Genomic DNA, 24,335 nt, shown 5'->3' with positions numbered 1-24,335 from the left:
CCGCGGCCTTCCGCCGCCGAGGGCGGTACGCGGGGGACACGGGCCGGAACGGTGACCCGAGCACCGCCGGGAAGCCGCCGGACCGGTGAGACTGCGGGCCGGAACGGTGACGCTCCGGCCCGGAACGGTAGAGCTCAGGGCCAGGGCGGTAGAGCTCCTGGGTGACTCCTCCGGGTGAACGGGCGTCAGACGGACGAGGCCCGCGGGCCGGGACCAACCGGACGGCGCCCGCGTCAAACACCGCTCGCCCCATGCAAGGGTTTTCCCTCCGCCATCTCCACTAGGGGGTTCCCTCATAGGGAGGGAGCGGTCCCACCCCCTAGCGTGTGGGCGTGCCGCTCGCTCGGGCACACGACACCCCATCCAGAGGCGTCGTGACTACCCCCCACACCCGCGCGTCCCCCCACCGGCAACTTTCAAGGAGACCGATGTTCGGGCTCAACCGCGTCAAAAAGACCGCCGCCGTCTGCGCGGCGACCGCCGCAGCCGCCGCGACCACGCTGCTCGGCGCCCCCTCCGCCGCAGCCGCACCCCAGCCCATCGTCGGCGGTACGACGACCACGACGACCGCGTACCCGTTCATGATGCAGATCACCGACGCCTCGCAGAACCAGTTCTGCGGCGGCACCCTCGTCGCCGCCAACAAGGTCGTGACCGCCGCCCACTGCATGACCGGCGAGAGCACGAGCAGCATCCGCGTGGTCGGCGGCAGAACATACCTCAGCGGTACGAACGGCACCGTCAGCAAGGTCAGCAAGATCTGGATCAACCCCGCCTACACCGACGCCACCAACGGCGACGACGTGGCCGTACTGACCCTGTCGACGTCGATGTCGTACACCCCGGCGAAGTACGTCGCCACCTCGGACACCGGCCTGTACGCGACCGGCACCACCGCCCGCATCGTCGGCTGGGGCACCACCTCGGAGAACGGCAGCTCCTCCAACCAGCTGCGCACCGCGACCGTCCCGATCGTGTCCGACTCCAGTTGCGCGAGCTCGTACGGCTCCGACTACGTGGCCTCCGACATGGTCTGCGCCGGCTACACCGCCGGTGGCGTCGACACCTGCCAGGGCGACAGCGGCGGCCCGCTGCTCATCGGCGGTGTGCTGGCCGGCATCACCTCCTGGGGCGAGGGCTGCGCCGAGGCCGGCTACCCGGGCGTCTACACCCGCCTGACGACGTTCTCCAGCCTGGTGACCACCCAGGTCAACTCGTAGCAACCGATGATCTCCTGAGCACCCCTCAGGTAAAAGCCGAGGGGCGTTGCGAGCCTCCACGAGCGGCCCGCAACGCCCCTCATCCACTCAGGTCGCCGGTCCGTCCTCGGCCTCGACTTCGGTGGCCCTCAGACTTGCCGGCGGACGGCTGCTTCCCCGCAGCCCCCCAACCGTCCGCCGGCACCACAGCCGTATCCACTTCACGTCGCACACCGCGACGGGGCCTCAGGGCCGAGCGACCGTGCCGAACCGGAGGTCGTACCCCTCCCCCTCGTGCATCACCGCGAGCATCCGCTCCCCCTCCGCCGTGACCTCGTCCCGCTGAGCCTTGGTGAGCCGGCCGAAGGGCTCGACGACGAGCGTGCCCTCCTCCAGCTTCCACAGGCCGGACAGGAATCCGTCGACGAGCAGGGTGCGGTAGGCCTGATTGCCCTGCCAGGCACGTCCCTTGAGGTCTGCGGGGACGACCCGGGAGCGGTCGGCGTGGGACAGCAGCAGATTGTCGAACTCGGGCAGGAAGCGGGGCGGGGCGGGGGTGTCGGCGTCGGGCCGGGACGCGCCGGGAAGGTCGAAGAGCTCCGCGCCGTTCTCGTCACGGAACGTCGTCAGGCGGGGCCTGAGCCGCTCGAAGACCTCGCGGAGCCGGGTCAGGCCGGCCCAGGTCTGCATGTCCTTGACCGAGGCGGGGCCGAAGGCAGCGAGATAGCGCAGCACGGTGGCGTCGGGCGCCGGGGCCGGCTCGGCGGGGCGGCCCAGCCAGTGCTCGGCGGTGGTGAGGGCGACCTGGCCGCCGCGCCCCCACAGACCGCGCGGGGTGATCTGGACGAGCGGCAGCGTGCAGCGTGCCGCGATGCCGAGGGCGAACGGGTCGGCGTCCGGCCACTTCGCCAGCAGTGCCTCGCGCAGCTGCTTCATGGTGCGCGGCTCGGCCTCCACCAGCTCACGGCTGACAGCGGCGAGCCGGTCCAGGTCCACGCCGACGAGTCCCTTGCGGAACTGGCCCAGCTCCCGGTCGCGGGCGGCCTGCACCAGCGGGCGCAGGGTGAGGGCGTCCTCGGCGGTGTGCGTGTGGATGGTGGAGCGCATGGTGACGATCCGGACGACCTCGCGAGCGCCCATGGCGGCCGACAGCCGCTCGGGCCGGAAGCCGTCCAGCCGCGCGGCGAGGGCGTAGTACGGCGGCTTCACGTTCTGCGCCTGGAGGCCGAGGAGGTGCTCGACGGCGGCCGTCGCGGAGAGCGGGGAACGGCGCAGCAGGAGCTGACGGTCGAGGGTCGCCCGGTTGAGGGCGCGGGCGCCGAGCACGGGGGCCGTCGCGGTCGTCTTCGTCATGCCCAGCACGCTAGCGCCGCTTGCGGACACCCCCTGTCCGCAACTCTCACCCGATCCCGATCCCGAAGCGGATCCCGATCCAGATCCCGAAGCCGATCCCGAATCTGAAACGGAAGCCGAATCTGCAACGGAAACCGAAGCTGATCCCGAAGCCGATGCCGAAGCCGCCGACCACTCACGGAGCGTTTGCCCCGTATATCCTGCTCCGTGATCACACAGACGTACGTTCGACCCTGGAGGCAGCCGCGATGTCCGAGCGACGCGCCCGCCAAGCCTCGAAGAACCGGAAGAGCACGAGCGACGCGGACAGCTCCGCGAATGCGGGGAACCCCGAGGGTGCGGCCGGCGCGAAGGCCGCGCGGAAGCCCCTCTGGCGGCGCGCCCTGACCCCGCCGTCCGCGCCGCCGCCACAGCCTCCGGCGCCGCTCGAACCACCTCCCGCGCCGGAGCCCGCCGAGGTCGCGAGCGTCGTCCAGTCCGCGCTGTACCGCGATGGGCTGCGGGTGGCGACGCCCGCGTCGCTGGCCGAGACCTTCCGTGAGCTGCGCGAACAGCCGGACGGCATGGCGTGGATCGGCCTGGCCCGTCCGACGGAGGCCGAACTCCACTCGCTGGCGGCCGAGTTCGACCTGCATCCGCTGGCCGTCGAGGACGCGATGGAGGCACATCAGCGGCCGAAGCTGGAGCGCTACGGCGAGACGCTCTTCGTCGTGCTGAGCGCCGCGCGCTATCTGGACGCGGTCGAGGAGGTCGACTTCGGCGAGCTGCACGTGTTCGTGGGACCCGACTTCGTGATCACGGTCCGGCACGGCGCGGCACCGGACCTCTCCGCGGTGCGCCGTCGCATGGAGAGCAGCCCGGAGCTGCTGAGGCTCGGTCCGGAAGCCGTCCTCTACGCGATCCTCGACTCCGTCGTCGACGGCTACGTCCCGGTGGTCTCCGGCGTCCAGAACGACATCGACGAGATCGAGACCGAGGTCTTCCGCGGCGACCCGGCGGCGTCCCGCCGTATCTACGAACTCTCGCGCGAGATGGTCGAGTTCCAGCGTGCCACCCGCCCACTGGTCGGCATGCTGCACAGCCTGATGGCCGGCTTCGCCAAGTACCGCACGGACGAGGAGCTCCAGCGCTACCTCCGTGACGTCGCCGACCACGTCACGCACACCAGCGAACGCGTCGACGGCTTCCGCCAGGCCCTCACCGACATCCTCACCGTCAACGCGACCCTGGTCACTCAGCAACAGAACGCGGAGATGCGGGCGTTGGCGGAGGCGGGCTTCGAACAGAACGAGGAGATCAAGAAGATCTCGTCCTGGGCGGCGATCCTGTTCGCCCCGACGCTGGTCGGGACGATCTACGGGATGAACTTCGACCACATGCCGGAGTTGAGCTGGCGCTTCGGATACCCCTTCGCGATCGGCCTGATGGGGGTTGTCTGCGGCAGTTTGTACGTGATTTTCAAACGGAGGGACTGGCTCTAGGCTCCTCGCACCACGCTCAGCTCTTCATCGCGCTTCACTCTCGCATCTCTCACGGATCGAGCCAGAAGGGGCCCTGGGGAGAATCCGGGGAGAAATGAATGACAGCCCACCCTCCCTCACCCTCGGCCGCGCCCGCCGCATCCCCACCCAGCCCTCACCGACTTCATCCGCACCCGCGCCAACGGCGACGGAACCGTCTACCAGCGCAAGGACAGCCGCTGGGAAGCCGCCGGATACGTCCTCGCCCCCGGCAACACCCGCAAACGCGTCCGCGTCTACGGCAGCTTGCGTAAGGAGGCATTGGCCGAGCTGACCGAGAAGATCGCTGCCAGCAACCGCAGCCCCCTGTCCCCTCGGCGCAGAGCAGTGTGGCTGTGTACCTGACGTACTGGCTGGAGAACGTCGCCGTCTACCACCTCCGCGAGAACACCCACACCCGCTACACCGCCGTCGCCCGGCTCTACCTCATCCCCGGCCTCGGACGGAAGAAGCTCGCCAAGCTCACCGCCAAGGACGTCCGCACCTGGCTCAACCAGCTCCGCACCACCTGCCAGTGCTGCGCGCTCGGGAAGTGCTGCCGCAAGCGGCTGTCCCCGCTGACGCTGGCCTACGTGCACTCTGTGCTCAAGTCCGCCCTGGAGCACGCCGTCCGCGAGGAGGAGATCCCCCGCAACGTCCGCATGGGCACACCCCGGCCCCGCCGCTTCGAACCCCTCACCGCCGAGGAGGCCTGCGACTTCCTCGCCGCCACCAGCGGGCACCGGCTGAGCGCGCTGTTCGAGCTCGCCCTGCGCACCGGCCTGCGCAAGGGCGAACTCCTCGGCCTGCGCTGGGAAGACCTCGACCTGGCCGGCGGGACCGCCAGCATCCGCCGCACCCTCCAACGCACCAACAGCGGCGGCCTGGTCGCCCTCCCCACCAAGACGCAGAGCTCGGAACGGCGGATCGCCCTGCCCACCGAGTGCCTGCAGTCCCTCGAACAGCACCGCGACCGGCAGCACCAGGAACGCGAGGCGGCGCGGGCGGGCTGGAGGGCGGGCGGTTACGTCTCCACCCGGCCCGACGGCAGCCCGATCGAGGGGGCCACTCTCACCCGGCACTTCAACGCCCTGCTCCGCCGGGCCACGCTCCGCCGCATCCGGTTCCACGACCTCCGCCACTCGGCGGCGACGCTCCTCCTGGAGCAGGGCGTCGAACTCGTCGTGATCAAGGAGCTGTTGGGCCATGCCCACATCGGGGTGACGGCGACGGTGTACGCCCACGTCCGGCTCCGCCTCCAACGCGACGCCATCGACCTCCTCGGCAACGCCCTCCGCAACCCCACCGAGCCCGCCACGCGGCCCGACGACGGCGACGAACCACCGCTTTGTGCAGCACCCGTCCGTTGACGTTGCCGTCAATTACTGCCGTCAGACGCCAGCAACATGCCATGGAGGCCCCGCCGGAAATTATCCGGCGGCGCCTCCCATATTTCCAATCAAGAGCCCTCTGCCTTGCGCGAGCAGAAGTTGCAAGTTCCCCGCATATGAACAGAAGGGAAATCAACGACCGGCGCCATTGGAACCAAATGACCCAACCCTCAATTAGGCAATGCCGCGTGGTCATAATTTTCAGAAATCCGCTGACTGCTGACCAAATAGTAAAATTTGCCAGCGCCGGAAAAAGCCAAGGCGGGAACGCCGTGAGCCAGCATCGGAAAATTATGACCTCTGGCCGCGTCGATCCTCCAGCAACTTTACCCATTCATTGTCTACGTTAACTACGTAAACTGCCGTCAAAGCACCCGGGGCGCTTTCAATCAGATGCAGGACGAACCACGCCAGTCCGAAACAACCATCTGGGCCGAAGGTTGCCAGCAAGAGCTGAGCCTCATCATCCGACAAGGGCTCAGCGACCTGCTTGAGCAGCCGCTCCCACTCTTCCAACTCCTCCGGGGTAGCCTCATCCTCCGAAGGCAGGGGGCCAGCCTCAGCCAAGATCTCTACTTCGCGTCGAATTGCCATCATGCCGCTCCGTTACAGTTGGCCAGTTTTGCGATAGTAGGCAAATAGGCCCTGAATTCCCTTATTGAAGTACCCCGGGTCACCATAATTGAGCTGGCCGATGCGCCGAAGATCCCAAACGTCCCTGGCGAGGACAGTGCGGAAAGGCAAGCCAGCCTCGGCCAATTTAGTCGCAGCCCCCCTGGCACCCCAGGTCCGAGTGAGCATGTGATCGGCTCGCGTCAGCACGATCGAACCGCCATCAGCCTTCGGTGCAAAGCCCAGGCCATCCTGAGGCATGTGATGAGCTTCAAGACCATCGCCTACGACACCCTTCAAGTCTGCATATCGACCTGCGTCATTCACCGAGACTGGGCAGCTCGTATTGTGCACCAGGATTGGCGTGCTTCCCGCCTGCACATAGTACGTGTGCAGGGTTTCGACGGTGAGGTCGTACGTGGTGGCGTGCTGGTGGAAGCTATGGACGCCGAGGATGACGACGCCGGTGCCGTCGGCCTGGCGGAGCTTCGTGCCGGGGGTCAGGTCGTGGGCGTCGGTCCAGCGGTGGTGGGTGGCGTCCCAGAAGGGGTGGTGCCAGGTGGTGGTGAGGGTCTGCTTGGCCGGCCCGTGAGTCTTCGTGTGCCGGGGCGGGCCGCGGGTGGGGGCCGCGTCCAGGGTGAGGGTGGTGAAGTCCTTGTCCGTCGTGGTGATGATGACGTTCTGGACCTTCTCCGGGGCCGTGACACCTGTCTGGGGGTCGGTGGCCAGGACCGTGTCACCGGCTTTGATCTTGCTGATCGGTTTGGACGAGCCGTCTGCGAGGCGGACTTCTGTGCTGGGTACGAAGCTGTGCGTTGCGCAACTGGCTGCTTCGGCTCCGGCTCCCTCTGCCTTCTCCGCTTCCATGACCATGTGTTCAGCCTTGACAGCGTCCTCGGCGATCTTGGCTGCCTCCTCCGCGTCCTTGACCACGGTGTAGGCCCGGTCCAGGGATCGCCAGATCTTGAACGCTTCGACGCCGACCTTGATGGCCTTGAAGATCTTGCCCCAGGGGACTGCGGTCAGGGCGGTGTTGACGCAGCCCATGACGTCGCCCTTGGTGAAGCAGTTGTAGGCGTCGGTGAGGCCGATGATGTCTGCGACCAGGCTGAGCAGGCGGTGTTTGAAGCCTGAGGCTTGCTTTTTGGCTGCTGCGGCGGCTGCGTCTGCTGTTGCTTTCTGTCGCTGGAGGGCGCGTTCCTCCGCCTGGGCGTTCGCGGTGGAGTTGCTGATGTCGGCCTTGTACTTCTTGGCGTATGCCTTGGTGTTGTTGGGGGTGCTGCCCGAGCCGGGGTGGTCGTTCATGGCCCGGTGCATGGAGTCGGAGTCGGTGGGTGTGCCGTTGATGCAGTAGGCGCAGTTGCGGGTCGGGCAGTCGATGTCCGCGCAGCCGCCGGTGGGGTCGGAGGTGGTGACGGGGGTGTCGTCCGCGTAGTCGTAGGCGTTCCAGGATTGCGGGGAGCCTGGGTCGAGGAGGGGGTCGGGGCTGAGGAAGCGTCCGATGGAGGGGTCGTATTCGCGGGCGCCGAGGTTGGTCAGGCCGGTGTTGTCGTCCTGGGTGCCGCCGACGTACCCCTTTTGCCCGATCCAGGTTCCGGACTGGTCGCGTGTTTCGCCGAAGGGCTTGTACTGGCGGCGGGTTACCTGTTGGGTCTGGGAGTCGATGGCCAGGGTGCCGGTGCCCTGGCGGTCGGGGACGAGGTAGGTGAACTTGCCGTCGGAGGAGTGGGTTGCCACGGTCTCGCCGGCGATGGAGATGTAGCGCACGCCGTCGGCGCTGGTGGCGCCCGTCTTGAGGGTGATCTCCTCGTCACCGGTGTAGAGGGTGGTGGCGTCCGGGCTGTGCCGGATCAGAAGGCTGCCGCCGGCGTCGTACAGGTACTTGGTGTCACCGCTGGAGCCTGTCGAGGACAGTTCCGAGAGGTTGCCCTCGTCGTCGTAGTCGAGGGTGTCCGTCCCCGCGCGGGTGGTGCGCGTGTGGACGTTGCCGTCCTCGTCGTACGTGTAGGAGTTGGTGGTGTCGGCCGCCGCGTCGCCGGGCGTCACCTTGTCCACCTTGGACACCGCGTGGGCCGGGCCCTTGCCCGCCTTGACCTGGTCGTAGGAGGACGTCGCGTCGTGGGAGGTGTCGCCCGACGGGTCGTGGTCCACCTGGGAGGACCGGGCGCCCGTCGCGTCGTAGCTCCAGGACTGCCAGTACGGCGAGGTGCCGCCCACCGTGGTGGAGGCTCCGGGCGCCGGGGTGGCGGCGCAGTCGTCCGTGGCCGTCCACGCGTTCTTCAGCCGCTGCGCCCAGTCGTAGCCGAAGCACTGGGTGTCGGTCGTGCCGGTCTCCAGCTTGTCGGTGATCTTGGTGACGTTGCCGGACGGCTGGTACGTGTAGCCGGTCTTGTCGGCGATCGCGGCGCCGGACCGGGTGACGGTCGTGGAGTCCGACAGACGGTGGGTCTGGTCGTCGTAGTTCAGGGTCTGCTGGGCGAAGTTGCCCGAGGTGCCGTAGGTGAACTGGTACGGCTCGTCGAACTCCGTGTAGCTAAGCTTGTCGACGTAGTCCCAGCTGTTCGTGGTGCCGCCGACAGACGTGGGGCGGCCGTACGCGTCGTAGTTGTAGGAGACGGTTTCCTGCGGCAGCGAGACGGCGGCCGGGTCCTGGTCGGTGTAACTCCGCAGCGTGCCGGTGAGGTTGTACGTGTTCTGGTGGATGTAGTTGCCGGCCAGGGCCCCCTCGGACGCGGGCACGGTGAGTTGGGTGGCCTGCGGCCAGCCGTGGCTGTCGTATCCGGACACCTTCTCGGTGTAGGCGAATCCGCCGGTGCCGCCCACATAGCGGGTGGACGCGGTGGGCTTGCCCTTCTTGAGCGAGTCGTACGTCCAGGAGGCCAGCTCGTTGGTCGTCGACGGCGTGGCGCCACCGGTGATGTCGTACTCGGCCTTCTTGCGGCCCATCTCGTCGTACGTGGAGCTTATGGTCTTGCCGCGGGCGTCGGTCGTCGTCAGCAACTGGCCGGCGTTGTCGTACGTCGAGCTGGAGGAGCCGGTGTCCGGGTCGGTCTGGGAGGTCCGGCGGCCGAGGAGGTCGTAGCCGCTGCTCCAGGTGTGGCTCTGTCCGTCGTCCTGGCCGGTCTGGTGGCCGGAGGCGTCATAGGCGTAGGTGACGGTGTCTGCGGCGCCGCTGGCTGTTGTGCCGTGGTAGCGCAGCAGTTTGACCAACTGGTTGCGCGCGTTCGTGTAGGTGGTGGTGGGTGTGGCGCCGAAGGGGGTGTCGCCTGCGGACGGGGTGACGTCGACGCGGTCGGCGCCGGGGTAGGCCGTGGTGCTGCGCCATGTCTCGGATGCGAAGTGGTAGGCGATCGAGGCGGTCACCCGGCCCGCGCCGTCGTAGACCGCACCGGTCTGGGACGGCGTCTTGTTGTCGGGTGCGTCGACCAGCGTGCCGGACGGGGCGCCGGTGTTGTAGTACGCGTCGGAGGAGCTGACCACCCAGCCGTGCGAGTCGTAGACCGTGTCGGTGATCGTGCGGCCGCCGTCGACGGTCGCCGTCTGCGTCTCGCGCGGGCGCAGCATCGCGTCGTAGATCGAGATGCTGGTGCGGTAGGCGTTGTTGTCCTGGAGGGTCTGGGTCGTGACCGTGGAGGGCACCGACGGTGAGAGGTTGTAGCTGTACTTGGTGTTGGGGTTGTTGTCAGTGGGGAAGCCCGGGTTCCACACCGCGGTCAGGCGGCCCAGCGGGTCGTAGGTGCTGGTGGTGGAGTAGCCGGCGGCGTCCGTGGTCTTCAGGTCGAGGCCGCGGGCGGGGTCCAGTGTGGTCGTTGTGGTGAAGCCGGCCGTCTGGCCGGTGACCTTCGGCCGGGTGGACGTGATGGAGGTCGGGGAAGAGCCGGTCGTGGGGGTGTAGGCGGTGGTCGTGACGCGGCCGTCGGCGTCGGTCTCGGTGAGTTCGCGGCCGTAGGAGTCGTAGGTGTTCTTCAGCGCCGTGATGTAGTGCGGGGTGCCGTCGGCCGCCACCGAGTCGGCCTTCTGGACCATCGTCACGTCCCCCTTGGTGGGGGTGGCGGTGTTGTCTGTGGAACCGTCGAAGAACGTCAGGTCGTCGCTGAGCAGGTCCTGCGGGTATTTCGGGGTGGTCGAGCAGGAGACGGCCACCTCCTGGACCCGGCGCGGCACCGGCAGAAGGTTGCCGGAGGCGTCCGTGTCGTACCAGGTGCGGGTGCACTTGTCGTCGGTGGACGTGTCGACGTCGCCCAGGTCGTCCATGGTCTGGGGCAGGCCGGTGGCGCCGTCGATCGTGTAGTCGGTCTCGGTGGTGCGCTTGGTGCCGTCCGCCTTGGTGGTGACGGTGCGGGCCCGCTGGATGTTGGTGCGGTGTGCGATCAGCGGGTCCAGATTCGCCTTCGTGCGGTCCTGGGTGGCCGTCGCCGCCGAGCTCCAGGGGTCGGTGACGCTGTCCGAGAGCAGTTCGCCGCCGTCGCCGTTGAAGGACTGCGCCTCGAAGGTCTGGCCGGCCAGCCAGTCGGAGTCCTTCTGCGGGTCGTCGTTGGCCGTGTCGTTGAGCGTGACGCCGCGGGGCTTGGCGGAGGTCTTGTCGCCGTCCATGCCGCGGAAGAACGTCGCCCGGGACAGCGTGATCTTCGCGGGTGCCGTGCCGGTGCGGGTCTCGACCGTGCCGTAGCCGCGCCACTGGTTCCAGGTGCGGTACTTGACCTGGGCCATCGGATCGTCGCTGTAGTGCCAGGCCGGGTCGCCGACGTAGGTGTAGGAGGTCTGGACGGGCAGGCCGCCGGCCCTGGGGTCCTGTGCCGTGACGGAGTTGACGAGGAACTTGTTGAACCAGTCCAGTTGCGGGGAGGTCTGTCCCGGCGGTGTCCAGTACTGCGGATAGCAGCGATAGGTGTTGTTGTCCTCGCTGGACGGCAGCACCGGTGTGCCCGTGCGGTGGCACTGCGGCCCGGTGTAGTTGACGGTGATCACTTCACCGGACTCGGTGGTGACCGTGGTCATCCGGTAGCGGGTGATCGGCTGGTAGCCGTCGAGGCCGTCCACGCGGTTGGCCAGTGCCTGGCCGGCGAACTTCACCGGAGGCAGGTCAAGGCTTCCACCGTCCTTGCCGGTGTGCACGATCTGGCTGAGCCACAAGGACGGGGTGGTGGTGTCCCCGGTCGACGGGAAGGTGTGGGTCAGTGTCCAGGCGTCCACGTCCTGATAGCCGGTGCCGACCAGGGCCTGGGTACGGATACCCGTCAGGCGCTTGGTGGTGAAGAAGGCGGGACCGTGGTTGTTGCAGGTACCCGAGGAGGCGCAGGTCTGGTCGACTGGGACGTCGGGCCAGTGCGAGGCGTTGGCCGTCGTCATCTTCGACGTCGCGCAGTCGAAACTGGAGTCGGCCAGGCACCGCTCGGAGGTGTCGAAGAAGACCTGGGCGGCGGCCGGGGCGGTGCTGTCGTAGACCTTGCCCGCCAGCTGACCGTACTGGATCTTGGAGAGGTAGCCGCCGCGGGCGTACACGGTCGCAGTTGTGGCGTTGTCCCGGCCGTAGTAGCCGGTCTCGGACGTGTACCAGTAACTGATGGCGTTGCCGTGCGGATCGACGGTGTAGTCGAGGTTCCACCGGTAGCCCTGCTGGCACCAGGAGTTGGCGAAAGTGGCGGCGTGGCACGGCTCGGTCGAGTCGTTGCCGTAGACGGGCGTGGTGAACACCGAGTTGGTGGTCGCGTTGCCCGTCGCCCAGCCCGGCAGCCGGTTCTTGCCGAAGTAGTACTGGGTGCCGTCGGCGGTGGTGACGACGAAGTACTCGTTGTCGTTGTCGCCGTTGACCGTGTCGGTCTTGACCTCGATCTTCTCGCCGCTGTCGCCCTGTGGATGCCAGGTGTTGGACTTGTCGTCGTGGACGATGGTGTTGGAGGAACCGTTCAGGGACAGGGTGAGTGTGTCGACATCATCGGACCAGCACTCGTCCGAGGTCTTGGGGGAGCCGTTCGCCGTGTCGTCGGAGCAGGAGGCGTAGCTGCGCTCGACGAAGCCGGGCGAGTAGTCCCAGCCGTCGCCGATCCAGGAGGACTGGGCGTTCGTCGAGGAGGTGCGCCCGTCCACGCTCTGCGAGCTGTAGTCCAGGGACACGCTCGGGGCCAGGCTGCCGGGGACGTCGGGCACGGAAACGGGGTACGAGTAGCTGAAGCCGCCGCTCGAACTGCCTGCCGACCACTGGCCGGACGGGGCCAGGGAGGTGGCCCCGTAGCTGCCGCCGCCGCCCGAGGCTGCTGCCGCCGCCGCGAGTACCAGCGGCTGCGCCGCGGTCGAACCGGACAGCGTGACCTGGGCCGAGACCGTCTGAGTCTTGGCGTTGTTGGTCGAGGCCAGCGGAGTTTGCTTACGGCATGCGGGGGCCTGCGGCGTGGTCAGCGCACAGGCCGGAAGCTGGACGAGGCGCAGTCGGCCGGCCCAGTCGCCACCGTAGACGTCCTTGAACGCCGAGTAGTCCAGGCCTATTTGGGCGGTGCCGCCCGAAGTGGTGCCGTCCGGCCTTACGGTGAGAACGACGCCGCGCACGCCCAGTTTCTGGGCGGCCGTCTGCCCCGGCAGCGACACGTGCACGCGAGCGCCCGCAACCACCCGGCGTCCGTCTTCCGCCTGCGCAACGGTCACCGGAACGCCGCCAATCCGCTTGGCGGCAGTGCCCCGTGCGGGAACCGCGACGTCGGCTGCCCCCTTGGCGGGCCAGGTCCTGTGCGCTCGGGAGGCGCTCCAGCGGGCCATCTGCGGCACTTTGGCGGCCTTGCCCCTGACCGGCGAGACCGGCACCGATCGTTCCTGCTTCGCCTTGACGAGATAGTCAGCGTGCTGTCCGGCGGCAAGCGCGTCCGTCGGCGCGACAAAGCCGACGAGCAGGCCGAGTGTGCTGACGGCCACAATCCATAAGGCGGGCACCCTGCGTATCCGCATGGTCTTTCTGTAAATCCGCCAACGTAAATTCCGACGCACTCCGGACCCCCCATTCCAGCACGGCTACCAAGGGAGAATTTGATCAGACCATGGACGCCCCTCACAGTCATTTCACACGATCAAAAGGTATAGAGATCACCATGCACTCCCCTGCATCCAACCAAAGCCCGAGGTCGAATGCGTCAACTTCGATACAAACGTGTTCGATTACTCAGGAAGAGTCTCAACTGGCCCACCAGTCAGCAAGGTTGAATGCTTGACATATTCGCCCAACGACTTCACAACCTCGGCTCTCCTCCTAAGGCTGTTGTCGTCTTGACGTGACTACGGGTAGCCTCCCTCGCGCCCACAGGCACTTTTCATTCGGACTCAAATTGGGGGGCAGATGTCCGACCGATTCCGCCGACGTTCCTCCGTCGGTCCATTCAAAAAGAACCCGCGAATACCGGCCCGGTTCCTGGCCTTAGCAACGGTCAGTGCGCTCTGCCTGGCTCCACTCGCCGCCCAGTCGGCCGCGGCCGACTCCGCCCCGGGATCCGTCGCGGACGTCAACACCAGCCAGCCGGATCTGACTCCGGCGCCATCGGATGACACAAAGCCGCCGGAGCCGACCGGTTCGTTGCGTCCGTCCGACGACGGCGTGCTGACGACAGCCGAGCGGACGGCGCTGTCCAGCGCCCAGAAGCAGGCCACGGCGACTGGTGAGCCAGTCCGTGTCGACGCCCTGACCACCGAGACGGCCACCACGACGGCGAACCCGTCCGGCACAGTCACCTACGATTCCAGCCTGCTGCCGGTACGGGTGCGCAAGGCCCACCACTGGATTCCGGTGGACGCCACCCTGACCCGCAACACGGACGGCACCTTCAGCCCGAAGGCAGCGGCCGAGCCGCTCGTCTTCTCCGGTGGCGGCAGCATCCCGCTCGCCACCATGGCCAAGGGCAACGCGTCCCTCGCCCTGTCCTGGCCGCACCCGCTGCCCACCCCTCACGTCGTCGGCGCAAGCCTGACCTACCCGGGCGTGCTGCCCGACGTGGACCTCAAGCTCACCGCCGACACCCAGGGCGGCTGGTCCGAGGTCCTCGTCGTCAAGAACGCGCGCGCCGCGGCCGACCCCGGACTCGCCCAACTCGCCCTGACCACGCAGGCCAAAGGCGTGACCGTAGCCGACGACGGACAGGGCAACCTCGCCGCGACCACGCCCGACGGGCAGGTCCTCTTCAGCGCCCCGCAACCGGCGATGTGGGACTCCAGCGGCATCGGCGACCAGCGTGCCGCCCCGGAAGCAGGGCCCGCCCCCAAAGCCCACGCCGCACGTGTGATTGGCCGCCTGCACGGCCACACACTCTCCCTGACCCCCGATGCCAAGCTGCTCACCGGCGCGCACACCAGGTTCCCGGTCTTCATCGACCCGACCTGGAACCCGCACTACGCCAGCGGTGCCAAACAGCACTACGTGGAGACCCAGCAGGGCTGCCCCACCGCGAAGAACTACGACTCCATCCAGTACGGCGACCCCGGCACCGGCTACAACAGCTGGTCCGACTGCATCGGCGGCGAACGCTCCTACTTCCAGCTCGCCGTCCCCTCCAGCATCTACAACGCGCACATCGTCTCGGCCACCGTGGACGCCAAGGAGAACTACTCCGCCAGTTGCAGTCTCTCCTCGGACATCCACCTGTACTGGTCGGGCGCGATCAGCTCAGGAACCACCTGGAACAGCAAGCCGTCACTGACCAGCAAGCTGGCCACCAAGAGCTTCGGTCCGGCCTGCACCAGCGAGCCCTCCGGTGGCTTCACGGTGACCTCCACCATCGCCAAGGGCGCCGCGGCACACTGGAAGAGCTGGACCTTCGCGCTGGTCAACAGCCAGAACAGCAGCGGCGACGGCGACTACTTCAAGAGGTTCGACAACAACCCCTCCATGTCCATCACCTACAACCACGTGCCCAACAAGCCCGGCACTCTGGCCACCAAGGTCGGCTCCACCTCGCTCGGCTGCGGCACGGCCACCCCTTACCCGATCGTCGGCAAGACCCTGGCCACCACACCGCCCACACTCAACGCCAAGGTCAGCGACACCGACAAGGACGCTCTGGCCGCCACCTACTCGTACTGGGCGGGCAGCGGAACGGCCACCACGACCACCAGCGCCACCGTCGCCAGCGGCGCCAACGCGCCCAAGCAGTTGTCCTCCTCCTTCATGAACGGGCTTGCCGACGGCAGCGTGGTCAGCTGGAAGGTCACCTCCTCGGACGGTGAGGACACCTCCGCCACCTCGGCAACCTGCCACTTCACCGTCGACCTGCACAGTCCCGCCCAGCCGACCGTCAAGACCGCGGACAACCTCTACCCGGAGGACGCGGCCGGCACCACCCTGGCGGGCACCGCGGGCAAGTTCACCGTCTCGGTGAACCCGGGCAGCAGTGGCAACAACGCCGCCAAGTTCCTCTACGGACTGGACACCGCCCCGCCCGTCTCCAACACCCCCGCCTCACAGACCGCGACGGCGAGCAACAACGCGGCCACGATCACCGTGACCCCGGTGGCACCCGGCACGCACACCCTCTACGTCTACGCCGTCGACTCGGCCGGCAACGTCTCCTCCCAGCAGCAGTACGAGTTCACCGCGCTGGGCCACGCCACGAAGACCTACACCAGCCTCCAGGCCGCCTTCAACAACACCGCCACCACCGACGACACCAATCGCACCACCGCCGACGCCGACGGCGTGGGATCCACCCTCTCGCTGCAGGACCTCAAGGCGGCGGGCTGGCAGCCCGGCGGCAAGGTCACCGTGGACGGCGCCACCTTCACCCTGCCCAACTGGGGTGCCGGCACCGGCGACAACGTGATGGCCGCCAACCAGACGATCCAGATGAACGGCACCAGCGGCCGGGCCCTGGTCTTCCTCGGCTTCTCCACCTACGGATTCATCGGCTCCCAGCACCAGTACGGCGACACCACGAGCCCTGTCGTGCCGGACAACACGAACACCTCGGCAACCAACTGCAACCTGGGCAACGGCACCTACGAGGACTGCACCACCCCGACCGGATCCCTCACTTACGGTGACGGCACATCACAGTCCTACTACCTGACCATGCCCGACTGGGTCTACGGCTCGGACACCCTGGCCGCCGTCACCCTGCTCCACCGCAACACCCCCAGCGCCCAGCAGACCCGCAGCACCAACATCTACGCCTTCGCCGTGCCCCTGAAAGACGGCGCCACCCTCGACTCGGTGACCCTGCCGGACCTCGCCGCCGCCGCCCGCCAGTACGTCCCCGGGCTGCACATCGTCGGCATGTCCGTCCGCGACAACACCACGGCGGCCAACGGTGCCACCTGGACCGGCAGCTGGAGCGCACCCACCGAGGAACGGTTCCAGTTCCCCAGCATGGGCGCTTTCACCAACCAGACCATCCGAACGGTCACCCAGACCAGCGCCGGCGGCGACAACGTCCGGCTGCGGCTGTCCAACGCTCTGGGCACCGACCCGCTGACCCTCGACCACGTCACCGTCGCCCGGTACAGCAGCGGCGCGACGACCGCAGCCGCGCCCGTCGACGTGTCGTTCGGCGGCAGCAAGTCGATCGTGATTCCCGAGGGCGGCGAACTTTACAGCGACCCGATCCCGATGGCCATGAGCCCCGGCGCATCACTGACGACCAGCATGCACCTCGTCAACAAGGTGAGCTACCTGGTCATGCACCCCTGGACAGCAACAGACACCCTCAGTTACATCAGCCCCGTCGGCAGCGGCGACCACACCGCGGACACCCTCGGCACAGCATTCACGGCGACGGGCTTCGTCTCCGGCCGCTTCTCCGACATTCTCACCGAAGTGGACGTCACCACCTCGGATCACCGGCCGACGGTCTCCGTGCTCGGTGACAACATGATCAACACCCGGACCGCAGGCAACACCGCGGGCTGGGAGAACGAGCGCGTCAACCAGTGGCTGTCCTACCGGTTGCGCATCAACACCGACAACATCCCGGTCTACGGAGTCGTGGCCTCCGGCATCGAGAACAACTACCTCGGCACGGACCAGGGCGCCGGCGCCGGCGGTCGCGCGGCAGTCACCCGCCTGGACCGGGATGTCCTCTCGATCCCCAACATCCGCACGGTCGTGGTCACCCAAGGCCTGGAGGACATTGTCGCAGGCCACGACGACGTCGACATCGACAACGCACTCGGACTGCTCCGCGACCAGCTCAAGGGCTGGGGCATCAAGGTCGTCTTCACGACCCTGACTCCCTGCGACGGCTACACCACCTGCACTGCGGCAGTCGACCAGAACCGCATCGACACCAACACCTGGATCACCGACCAGTTCGACCTCACTTCGCCCACTGTGAGTTACATGGACGCGGAGTCACTCGTCTCCGTCCCGGACCCAACGAGTGCAGCAGATCCACAGGCACTGAAACTGGGCAACGACGCGGCCCCCGCGGACTTCGATTCCGGCGACCACGTCAACCTCACACCGGACGGCTACCTCACCATCAGCAACGCCTACGACCTCGCCTCACTCGGGCCGGACGCGTAACGCAGTCACAGCGGCTGGGTGCACCACAGCGCTCTTGTGGCGCACCCAGACCGTGCCGCGCTCATGTGTGCCCCTGCCCAGCGGCCGGCACGGGCTCCGCTCCGCGATTTCACGGGCCCAGGTGACGGCCTCGGCCTGCATGTGCTCGATCGAGGTGAACTACCTCCTGCGCCAGAGCAAGTCACGGATGTAGGGCATAGGGCGCTCGACCCCGTGGCTTGCCCGTCGGACGGAGTGCGCGGGCTGAGTCAACCAACGCCCCGTAATGGGTGCCGAGTTCGGCGTATGCCTTGTTGATTTTGGGGTCGTACAGGTCGGGCTTGTCGACGCCGGTCTTCAGGTTGTCCGGCACAAGCCGGCTCGGTGTCCACCGAAGTAGCGGAAGGCCGCGACGTGCGCTTCTCAGCGACACCGCGAGCGGGATGACCTCGGCGTCGGTGACGACGTGGTGCTCGCTGCCTGGCCGCGCGGTCAACCGGGCTGGCTCCGCTTTTGGGCCCCGCCGGACCGCCCGTACATGCGAGGAGTCGATCACCGCCGGCGACCAGTCCAACCCTCAGCAGCACCAGATGAAGTTGATCCCACACGCCGGCTTCGTTCCACGCGGCCTGGCGCCGCCAGCAGGTCATGCCCGAGCGGAAGCCCAACTCCTGCGACAGGTAATCCCATTGATGCCGGTATGCAGCACGAACAGGATCCCGCACAAGGCCTGCCGGTCCGGCACCCGCGGTCTGCCCTCGGCCGGCTTCGGTGCCGCCCCGGGCAGCAAGGGCTCGATAAACGACCACAGTTCATCCGACGCTGTCCACAGCCGCGACTGACGTTTCCCCCACGCTCGGACCAACTGACGTCCAAGCCGAAGGTCACATGATCAACAGCTTCTGTCAGGACTTCTAAAAGCGGGCCAACGCCATCCGGAGGTCATGGAGAGACAGCCAAAATGGGCGGCACCGACTGCCGACGGCATCTGTCCCAACCGTCGACAGTAACCGCCTGTGATCACCGGTCCCACCGGCGGAGCTTCTGTAGCACGCCCCACCGACCACGCGTGGGCCCGTTCTCTGGGGAGAATTTGGGGAGTACGAGCGGCTCTGGGGAGCGTGTGGGGAGAGTCGACCGCGTAACCGGGCAAGAGCGTGAAAGATCCAGAAAGACGGATCAGCCCAGGCCGGAGCCCTCTTTTTCGATATCCTCCCAGGTCAGCGCTCCCAGGTAGACAACTTCAAGAAGATCTCGTCGTGGGCGGCGATCCTGTTCGCCCCGACGCTGGTCGGGACGATCTACGGGATGAACTTCGACCACATGCCGGAGTTGAGCTGGCGCTTCGGATACCCCTTCGCAATCGGCTTGATGGGGGTGGTCTGCGCCAGTCTGTACGTGATTTTCAAGCGACGGGACTGGCTCTAGGCCCGGCCGGCCACCAGCACCAGCGGACTCGCCGCCGGAAGGGAGCCTGAGCAGTGCAGGAGCCCGACGGTGTGTCCCGGTGTTCCGGGACACACCGTCTCCGGCCCGCCACTCCCCGATGGGCCGGCGGATGACGGGCGCCACAGCCGTCGGCCCATCTCGCGCACGCCCGCAACGGGACCGGTGGCCCCCGGCCGGCGAGGCGAAGATGTGCCCCTGTCCGCCCGGACGGCACCGGCCACGATGCGTTCCCGCTCCGCTCCTGCCGGTGCCGGCGGAGGAGCTTGATCAGCTGCGGCAGCCGAAGGGAGGTCCGCCGGCCGCCGTGAACGTCATCGAGTGGCAGTACCGCGCCGATCGCCCACCACGCCTGTGACGACAGCGAAGGCGTAAGAGGCTCAAGCGTTGTACCTGGCGAAGATGCGGGTGCCGGCCACCGCCGACACGATCATCAGGCCGACCACCACGCACATGCCGGTCAGGACGGCGTGTGAGCCGTACTCGCCGGCGAAGAATCCGCGCATGGCGTCCACCGCGTAGCGCAGGGGGTTGACGGAGCCGATCGCTTTCAGCCAGCCGGGAGCGTGGGTCAGTGGAAGGAGGATGCCGGACAGCAGCATCAGAGGCAGGGCGATGGCGTTGAGGACGGGCGCGAAGAGCCACTCCGATGTCAGCTTCAGCGCCAGCGAGTACGAGAGGAAGGCCAGGCTGATCCCCACGAGCATCATCATGGCGATGGCTGCCAGCACGCCCCCTACCGGAGCACGCAGCCCGAAGAGCATGGCGATGAGGACGATGACGACCGACTGGACGAGCAGCGCCAGCACGTCCCAGATCACCCGTCCCAGCAGTAGCCCGAGTCGGCTCGCCGGGGTCACCCGCAGTCGTTCCAGATAGCCCGAACGGACATCGGGGATCAGTCCGAACCCCGCGTAGCCGGTGGCGAACAAGCCCAGTTGGACGAGCAGGCCCGGGATGTAGATCTGCCAGGCCGACGCGCCGCTCTCCGGCAGCGTTCTGACCAGGAGGGGGCCGAACAGGGCCATGTAGACGAACGGTTGGACGAGCCCGATGAGCAGACCCATCCTCTTCTGTGCCACAGCGGCGGCCTCGTCGCGGAAAACGATCGCCGCGTCTCGGATCGTGTGCATCTACGGCTCCCCTCAGGCGTGGACGGCGTCCGCGTCTCGCTGCGGACGGCGGTCGGTCATGGTCATGAAGACGTCGTCGAGCGTGGGCTTCACCACACGCAGGGATTCCACCCGGATGCGCGCGGACTCGAGCACGCGCAGCAGGTCGGCGAGGAGGCGCTCGGCGTCGCGGCAACCGACCGACAGAACGAAGCCGTCCAGCGACACGTCGTGGACGTCGGCGTGGGCGGCGAGCAGGTCGGTGGCGCGCGCGGCGTCGCCGTCGACCTCGATCTCGATGGTGTCGTGGGAGATGGCGGCCTTCAGGCTCCGCGGGCTGTCCTCGGCGATGATGCGGCCCTTGTCGATGATCAGGACACGGTCGCAGAGGTTGTCGGCCTCGTCGAGGTAGTGAGTGGTGAGGAACACGGTGGTGCCCTGCTCGTCACGCAGGCGGCGGATGTGGTCCCAGACGCCGTTGCGGCTCTCGGGGTCGAGGTTGGCGGTGGGCTCGTCGAGGAAGAGCAGCTTCGGCTGGTGCACCAGGCCCAGCGCCATGTCGACGCGGCGTCGCTGGCCGCCCGAGAGCGTCCGGATGGCGCGGCTCGCGAGGTCCCCGAGACCGAGCTGGGCGATCACCTCGTCGGCGCGGGCCTCGGCCTCGGGGCGGGACATGCCGTAGAGGCGGCCCTGCAGGACGATGTCCCGGCGGACCGGGGAGCTTGGCTTGGCGCCGCCCGCCTGGGAGACGTAACCGATGTGTGTGCGGACCTTCGCGGGCTCGTGCAGCAGATCGCAGCCGGCGATGACGGCCGTACCCGAGCTCGGTGGGAGCAGGGTGGTCAGCATGCGCATGGTGGTCGTCTTGCCTGCGCCGTTGGGCCCGAGGAAGCCGACGATTTCTCCCGCGTTGACGGTGAAGTCGACTCCGGCCACAGCCTGGACCGAGCCCTGCTTGGTGTGGAACGTCTTGGCCAGCCCCTTGGCCTGGATCATGGGTAACGCCTTCCTCGGCGGATACGGTTCGGCCCGCTGGTGCGTTGCGGGTGGTGCGGTCATGCCTGCTGTCCTTCGGTCTCGTCGTGGTCGGTCCACACCTGACGGCCTTCCCTCGTGATGAGTTCGGGCCAGGTGAGGGTGCCGTTCTGAATCTCGCCGACGATCCGCCGAGCCCAGTCCCGCTCGGCTTCGGCCATGGTCAGGGCGTATTCGAGTTCGATCACGAACAGCCGTGGCGTGTGCTGACCCAGCACGTCGGCCTGTGCCTGGCGGGCCTCGTCGATCTGCTCGTCCAGGCGGGCGATGCGTTCCCCGAGAGCCTCGACGGCGCGTTCGGGCCCCAGGGCGCCGAGGTAGCTCACCGCGGCGAGGAAGCTGGGGTACTCCTTCACCGGGGTGCGGACGAGTTCGTCGAGCCAGCTCATGAACTCCTTGCGGCCCAGCTCGGTGTGGGCGTACACGGTGCGCTCCGGCCGGCGTCCGGCGCGTTCGGTGCTGTGCTCGGCGATCCAGCCCGCCCGCACCAGGGATTCGACGACGTCGTAGAGCGAACCGGTCTTGACCTTGAAACTGGCGTCCTTCTCGCGCTCCCGCAAGGTCGCGGCCATCTCGTAGGGATGCATCGGCTGCTCCAGCAGCAGTCCGAGGACCGCGAGTCCCAGCAGATTGGACACCGGCCGTTTGCGCACCGTCACAGGTCGCCTCCTTTAGTCGGATCCGACTATACGGTATCGACTAATGCTCACGATGCAGCCGCCCTGGGGAGGATCTTCCGCAGATACTCGGCCGTGGGGCCCGAGTCCGGGCGGAGGGCGTCCGGGCGGCCGCAGTGCAGCACCCTGCCGCCGGCCTCACCGCTGCCCGGCCCCATGTCGACCAGCCAGTCCGCCGCAGCGGCCAGATGCAGGTCGTGCTCGGCGAGGACGACCGTATTGCCCGCGGCGATGAGCACGTCGAACGCATCGACCAGCACCTGGACGTCCGCCGGATGCAGACCCGTGACCGGTTCGTCCAGTACCACCAGTCCGGGCTGCCGCGAACCCTTGGTCAGCGCGGCAGCGAGCTTCAGCCGTTGCGCCTCGCCGCCGGACAGCACGGTGGCGCTCTGCCCCAGATGCAGATAGCCCAGCCCCGTCTGCCGCAGGGCCGTGAGCACCGGACGCAGCGCGGGGGCGTCGAGGCGCTCGGCGGCCTCGTCGACGGTCAGCTCCAGCACCTCGTCGATGGCCAGGTCCCGATAGGTCACCGCGAGCACCTCGGGCCCGTACCGCCTGCCGTCGCAGACGTCGCAGGTGACCCAGACGTCGGGCAGGAAGTTCATGTCGACCTGCCGCACGCCGTACCCGGTGCACGGTTCGCAGCGGCCGCCCGGCGAGTTGAAGGAGAAGGAAGCCGCCGTCAGCCCGCGGCGGGCGGCGGCGTCGGTGCCCGCGAACAGGTTGCGGATCAGGTTGAACGCCTTGGTGTACGTGGCCGGGTTGGAGCGCGGGGTCCGGCCGATGGGCTCCTGGTCGACCACGGTCGCCCAGTGCAGCGGGCCGGTCCAGGCCGCCTTGCCCACACCCGGCGCGCTCGTACCGTCGAGACGGGCCTGCACCGCGCCGGCCACCCCTTCGATGAGCAGGGTGCTCTTGCCGCTGCCGCTCACGCCCGTGAGGCAGGTCAGCGCTCCCAGCGGGATGTCGATCCGGTCGGCGCGCACCGTGCGCACCGCGACGTCGGTCAGCGTCAGCATCCGGTCGTCGCGGACCGGGCGCCGGGCGCGCCGTACCCGCCCGCCCTGCAGCGCCAGGTAGCGGCCGGTCAGCGATTCGGGAGAGGCCGCCACCTCCTGCGGAGTGCCCTGGGCCACCAGCCGCCCGCCCCCGCGTCCGGCCCTCGGGCCGACGTCGATCACCCAGTCCGCCCGGCCGATCAGCTCGGGATCGTGCTCGATCATGAGGACGGTGTTCCCGGAGCCGCGCAGGTCCTCGATGAGCTCGGCCAGCCGCGCCTTGTCGGCCGGGTGCAGCCCCGCGGACGGCTCGTCGAGGACGAACGCCACCCCCGACAGCTCCGTGCACAGCTGGGCCGCCACCCGTGCCCGCTGCAGTTCTCCACCGGAGAGCGTGGGCGCCGGCCGGGAGAGCTGGACGTGCCCGACGCCGAGCCGGACCAGCAGCCGAAGCCTCGCCTGCACCGCGGGCAGGACAGCCTGCGCCGCCTCCCGCTGGGCCGGTCCGAGCGTCGCGGCCAGCCCCTCGCTCCAGTCGAGGACCTCCTCGACCGGACGGTCGAGGAGGTCGTGCAGGCGCCGTCCGCCGAGCCGCACGGTACGGGCGACCGCGCCCAGGCCCGTCCCCTCGCACTCGGCGCAGGGCTCGTTGCGGACGAAGGGTTCGTACGTCTCCCGCATGGCCGGGTTGGCCGCGGCGGCGTACAGCCGCTCGACCTCGGCGATCGCCCCCGGCCAGGGGCGGCTGTCGCGGACGCTGATCGCGGTGCCGCTCTTCTTCATGGTCGTCTCGTAGGCGATCTCCACGGCTTCCTCGCCCGTGCCGTGCAGCACCGCCTCCCGGAAGGCCGCGGGCTGCTCCCGCCAGGGCCGGTCGAGATCCGTCCCGAAGCCGCGGGCCAGCGCCGCCATCGTCGCCCGCTCGGGAGTACGCGCCATGGCGAACCACGGCGAGGCTCCGGCCGGCAGCGACAGGCCGGGCTCGGTGATCAGCAGCGCCTCCTCGGACCGGGCCCGGCCGCCGCTCCCGCGGCACTCCGGACAGCACCCCTCCGGCATGGTCGGGTTGAACTGCGCGGGCTTCAGTGCGGTGCCCAGCGCGGGGTCCCAGTCCCGGCCCAGCGGAGGCAGTCGGGCGAAGGCCAGGCCGAGGTAGTCGTTGACGCCGGTGACCGTGGCCATCGTGGAGCGCGGGCTGCGCGCCGGGACCCGCTGGTCAACAGCGAGCGTGGGGGGCAGCCCCTCGATCCGGGTCACCTGCGGGCGGTCGCGCGGGGTGATGAACTGGCGGACGAACGGGCTGATCCCCTCCAGATACCGCAGCTGGGCCTCGGCGTGGATGGTGTCGATCAGCAGTGAGGTCTTGCCACTGCCGCTCACCCCCGAGAACGCGACGATTCTCCCCTTGGGCACAGAGACCGTCAGGTCGTCCAGGTTGTGCGTGCGGGCACCGACCACCTCGATGGCGTGTTCCCCAGATCCCATAACACCCTCCTCGGATTCAGATAGTCGGTTCCGAATATAAGGGTTCGGCTATTGC

Annotated in this window: 10 protein-coding genes and 3 pseudogenes; 5 read left to right on the top strand and 8 right to left on the bottom strand. The window is 68.2% G+C overall.

Annotated elements, in window-relative coordinates; translation table 11 throughout:
* Nucleotides 1-428: 428 nt before the first annotated feature.
* Complete coding sequence (locus ACFYW8_RS35985) at nucleotides 429-1,220, top strand: S1 family peptidase (RefSeq protein WP_389088502.1); 792 nt, start codon at nucleotides 429-431, stop codon at nucleotides 1,218-1,220.
* A 225-nt stretch (nucleotides 1,221-1,445) separates the two neighbouring features.
* Here ACFYW8_RS35985 and ACFYW8_RS35980 read toward each other — a convergent pair whose 3' ends face one another.
* Complete coding sequence (locus ACFYW8_RS35980) at nucleotides 1,446-2,552, bottom strand: winged helix DNA-binding domain-containing protein (RefSeq protein ID WP_389088498.1); 1,107 nt, start codon at nucleotides 2,550-2,552, stop codon at nucleotides 1,446-1,448.
* Nucleotides 2,553-2,800: 248 nt separating this feature from the next.
* Between ACFYW8_RS35980 and ACFYW8_RS35975 the strand changes: the two genes are divergently transcribed.
* Nucleotides 2,801-4,033, top strand: coding sequence for a magnesium and cobalt transport protein CorA (locus ACFYW8_RS35975; protein WP_389088494.1), 1,233 nt, complete (start codon nucleotides 2,801-2,803; stop codon nucleotides 4,031-4,033).
* Nucleotides 4,034-4,198: 165 nt separating this feature from the next.
* Nucleotides 4,199-5,421: pseudogene (locus ACFYW8_RS35970) on the top strand (tyrosine-type recombinase/integrase).
* A gap of 627 nt (nucleotides 5,422-6,048) precedes the next feature.
* On the opposite strand, the gene ACFYW8_RS35965 reads toward ACFYW8_RS35970, so the two are convergent.
* Entirely contained in the window at nucleotides 6,049-12,990 is a 6,942-nt protein-coding gene (locus ACFYW8_RS35965; protein ID WP_389088489.1) for an RHS repeat-associated core domain-containing protein, read from the bottom strand.
* A gap of 640 nt (nucleotides 12,991-13,630) precedes the next feature.
* On the opposite strand from ACFYW8_RS35965, the gene ACFYW8_RS35960 reads away from it, so the two are divergent.
* Complete coding sequence (locus ACFYW8_RS35960) at nucleotides 13,631-17,545, top strand: hypothetical protein (RefSeq protein ID WP_389088483.1); 3,915 nt, start codon at nucleotides 13,631-13,633, stop codon at nucleotides 17,543-17,545.
* 162 nt (nucleotides 17,546-17,707) lie between these two features.
* Here the strand turns inward: ACFYW8_RS35960 and ACFYW8_RS35955 are convergent.
* Together ACFYW8_RS35955 and ACFYW8_RS35950 are read right to left on the bottom strand one after the other, a co-directional pair.
* Nucleotides 17,708-17,941, bottom strand: a pseudogene (locus ACFYW8_RS35955) (IS21 family transposase); the annotation flags it as partial.
* A 229-nt stretch (nucleotides 17,942-18,170) separates the two neighbouring features.
* Nucleotides 18,171-18,314, bottom strand: a complete 144-nt coding sequence (locus tag ACFYW8_RS35950) for a hypothetical protein (protein WP_389088739.1) — start codon at nucleotides 18,312-18,314, stop codon at nucleotides 18,171-18,173.
* 440 nt (nucleotides 18,315-18,754) lie between these two features.
* On the opposite strand from ACFYW8_RS35950, the pseudogene ACFYW8_RS35945 reads away from it, so the two are divergent.
* Nucleotides 18,755-18,952, top strand: a pseudogene (locus ACFYW8_RS35945) (CorA family divalent cation transporter); the annotation flags it as partial.
* Nucleotides 18,953-19,350: 398 nt separating this feature from the next.
* On the opposite strand, the gene ACFYW8_RS35940 reads toward ACFYW8_RS35945, so the two are convergent.
* From ACFYW8_RS35940 to ACFYW8_RS35925, 4 genes are read right to left on the bottom strand one after another with little or no spacing between them, the layout of a single operon-like run.
* Nucleotides 19,351-20,103, bottom strand: a complete 753-nt coding sequence (locus tag ACFYW8_RS35940; RefSeq protein ID WP_365868450.1) for an ABC transporter permease — start codon at nucleotides 20,101-20,103, stop codon at nucleotides 19,351-19,353.
* Between the two features lie 12 nt (nucleotides 20,104-20,115).
* Entirely contained in the window at nucleotides 20,116-21,141 is a 1,026-nt protein-coding gene (locus tag ACFYW8_RS35935; protein WP_389088477.1) for an ATP-binding cassette domain-containing protein, read from the bottom strand.
* Nucleotides 21,138-21,776 (bottom strand): PadR family transcriptional regulator, encoded by a 639-nt coding sequence (locus ACFYW8_RS35930; protein WP_389088473.1) that lies wholly within the window; start codon nucleotides 21,774-21,776, stop codon nucleotides 21,138-21,140. Before ACFYW8_RS35930 ends, ACFYW8_RS35935 begins: the two co-directional genes overlap by 4 nt.
* 47 nt (nucleotides 21,777-21,823) lie before the next feature.
* Nucleotides 21,824-24,280, bottom strand: a complete 2,457-nt coding sequence (locus ACFYW8_RS35925; protein WP_389088468.1) for an excinuclease ABC subunit UvrA — start codon at nucleotides 24,278-24,280, stop codon at nucleotides 21,824-21,826.
* Nucleotides 24,281-24,335 lie beyond the last annotated feature (55 nt).

Source organism: Streptomyces sp. NPDC002742 (assembly GCF_042888885.1).
GTDB lineage: Bacteria > Actinomycetota > Actinomycetes > Streptomycetales > Streptomycetaceae > Streptomyces.
The sequence above is the reverse complement of the archived record's forward strand: the minus strand, read 5'-3'. Positions and strand labels throughout refer to the sequence as shown.

What these genes read in the sequence shown, in the direction of transcription:
- ACFYW8_RS35985 (WP_389088502.1), top strand. Translation starts at nt 429, where the DNA reads ATGTTCGGGCTCAACCGCGTCAAAAAGACCGCCGCCGTCTGCGCGGCG.
- ACFYW8_RS35980 (WP_389088498.1), bottom strand. Translation starts at nt 2,552, where the DNA reads ATGACGAAGACGACCGCGACGGCCCCCGTGCTCGGCGCCCGCGCCCTC.
- ACFYW8_RS35975 (WP_389088494.1), top strand. Translation starts at nt 2,801, where the DNA reads ATGTCCGAGCGACGCGCCCGCCAAGCCTCGAAGAACCGGAAGAGCACG.
- ACFYW8_RS35965 (WP_389088489.1), bottom strand. Translation starts at nt 12,990, where the DNA reads ATGCGGATACGCAGGGTGCCCGCCTTATGGATTGTGGCCGTCAGCACA.
- ACFYW8_RS35940 (WP_365868450.1), bottom strand. Translation starts at nt 20,103, where the DNA reads ATGCACACGATCCGAGACGCGGCGATCGTTTTCCGCGACGAGGCCGCC.
- ACFYW8_RS35935 (WP_389088477.1), bottom strand. Translation starts at nt 21,141, where the DNA reads ATGACCGCACCACCCGCAACGCACCAGCGGGCCGAACCGTATCCGCCG.
- ACFYW8_RS35925 (WP_389088468.1), bottom strand. Translation starts at nt 24,280, where the DNA reads ATGGGATCTGGGGAACACGCCATCGAGGTGGTCGGTGCCCGCACGCAC.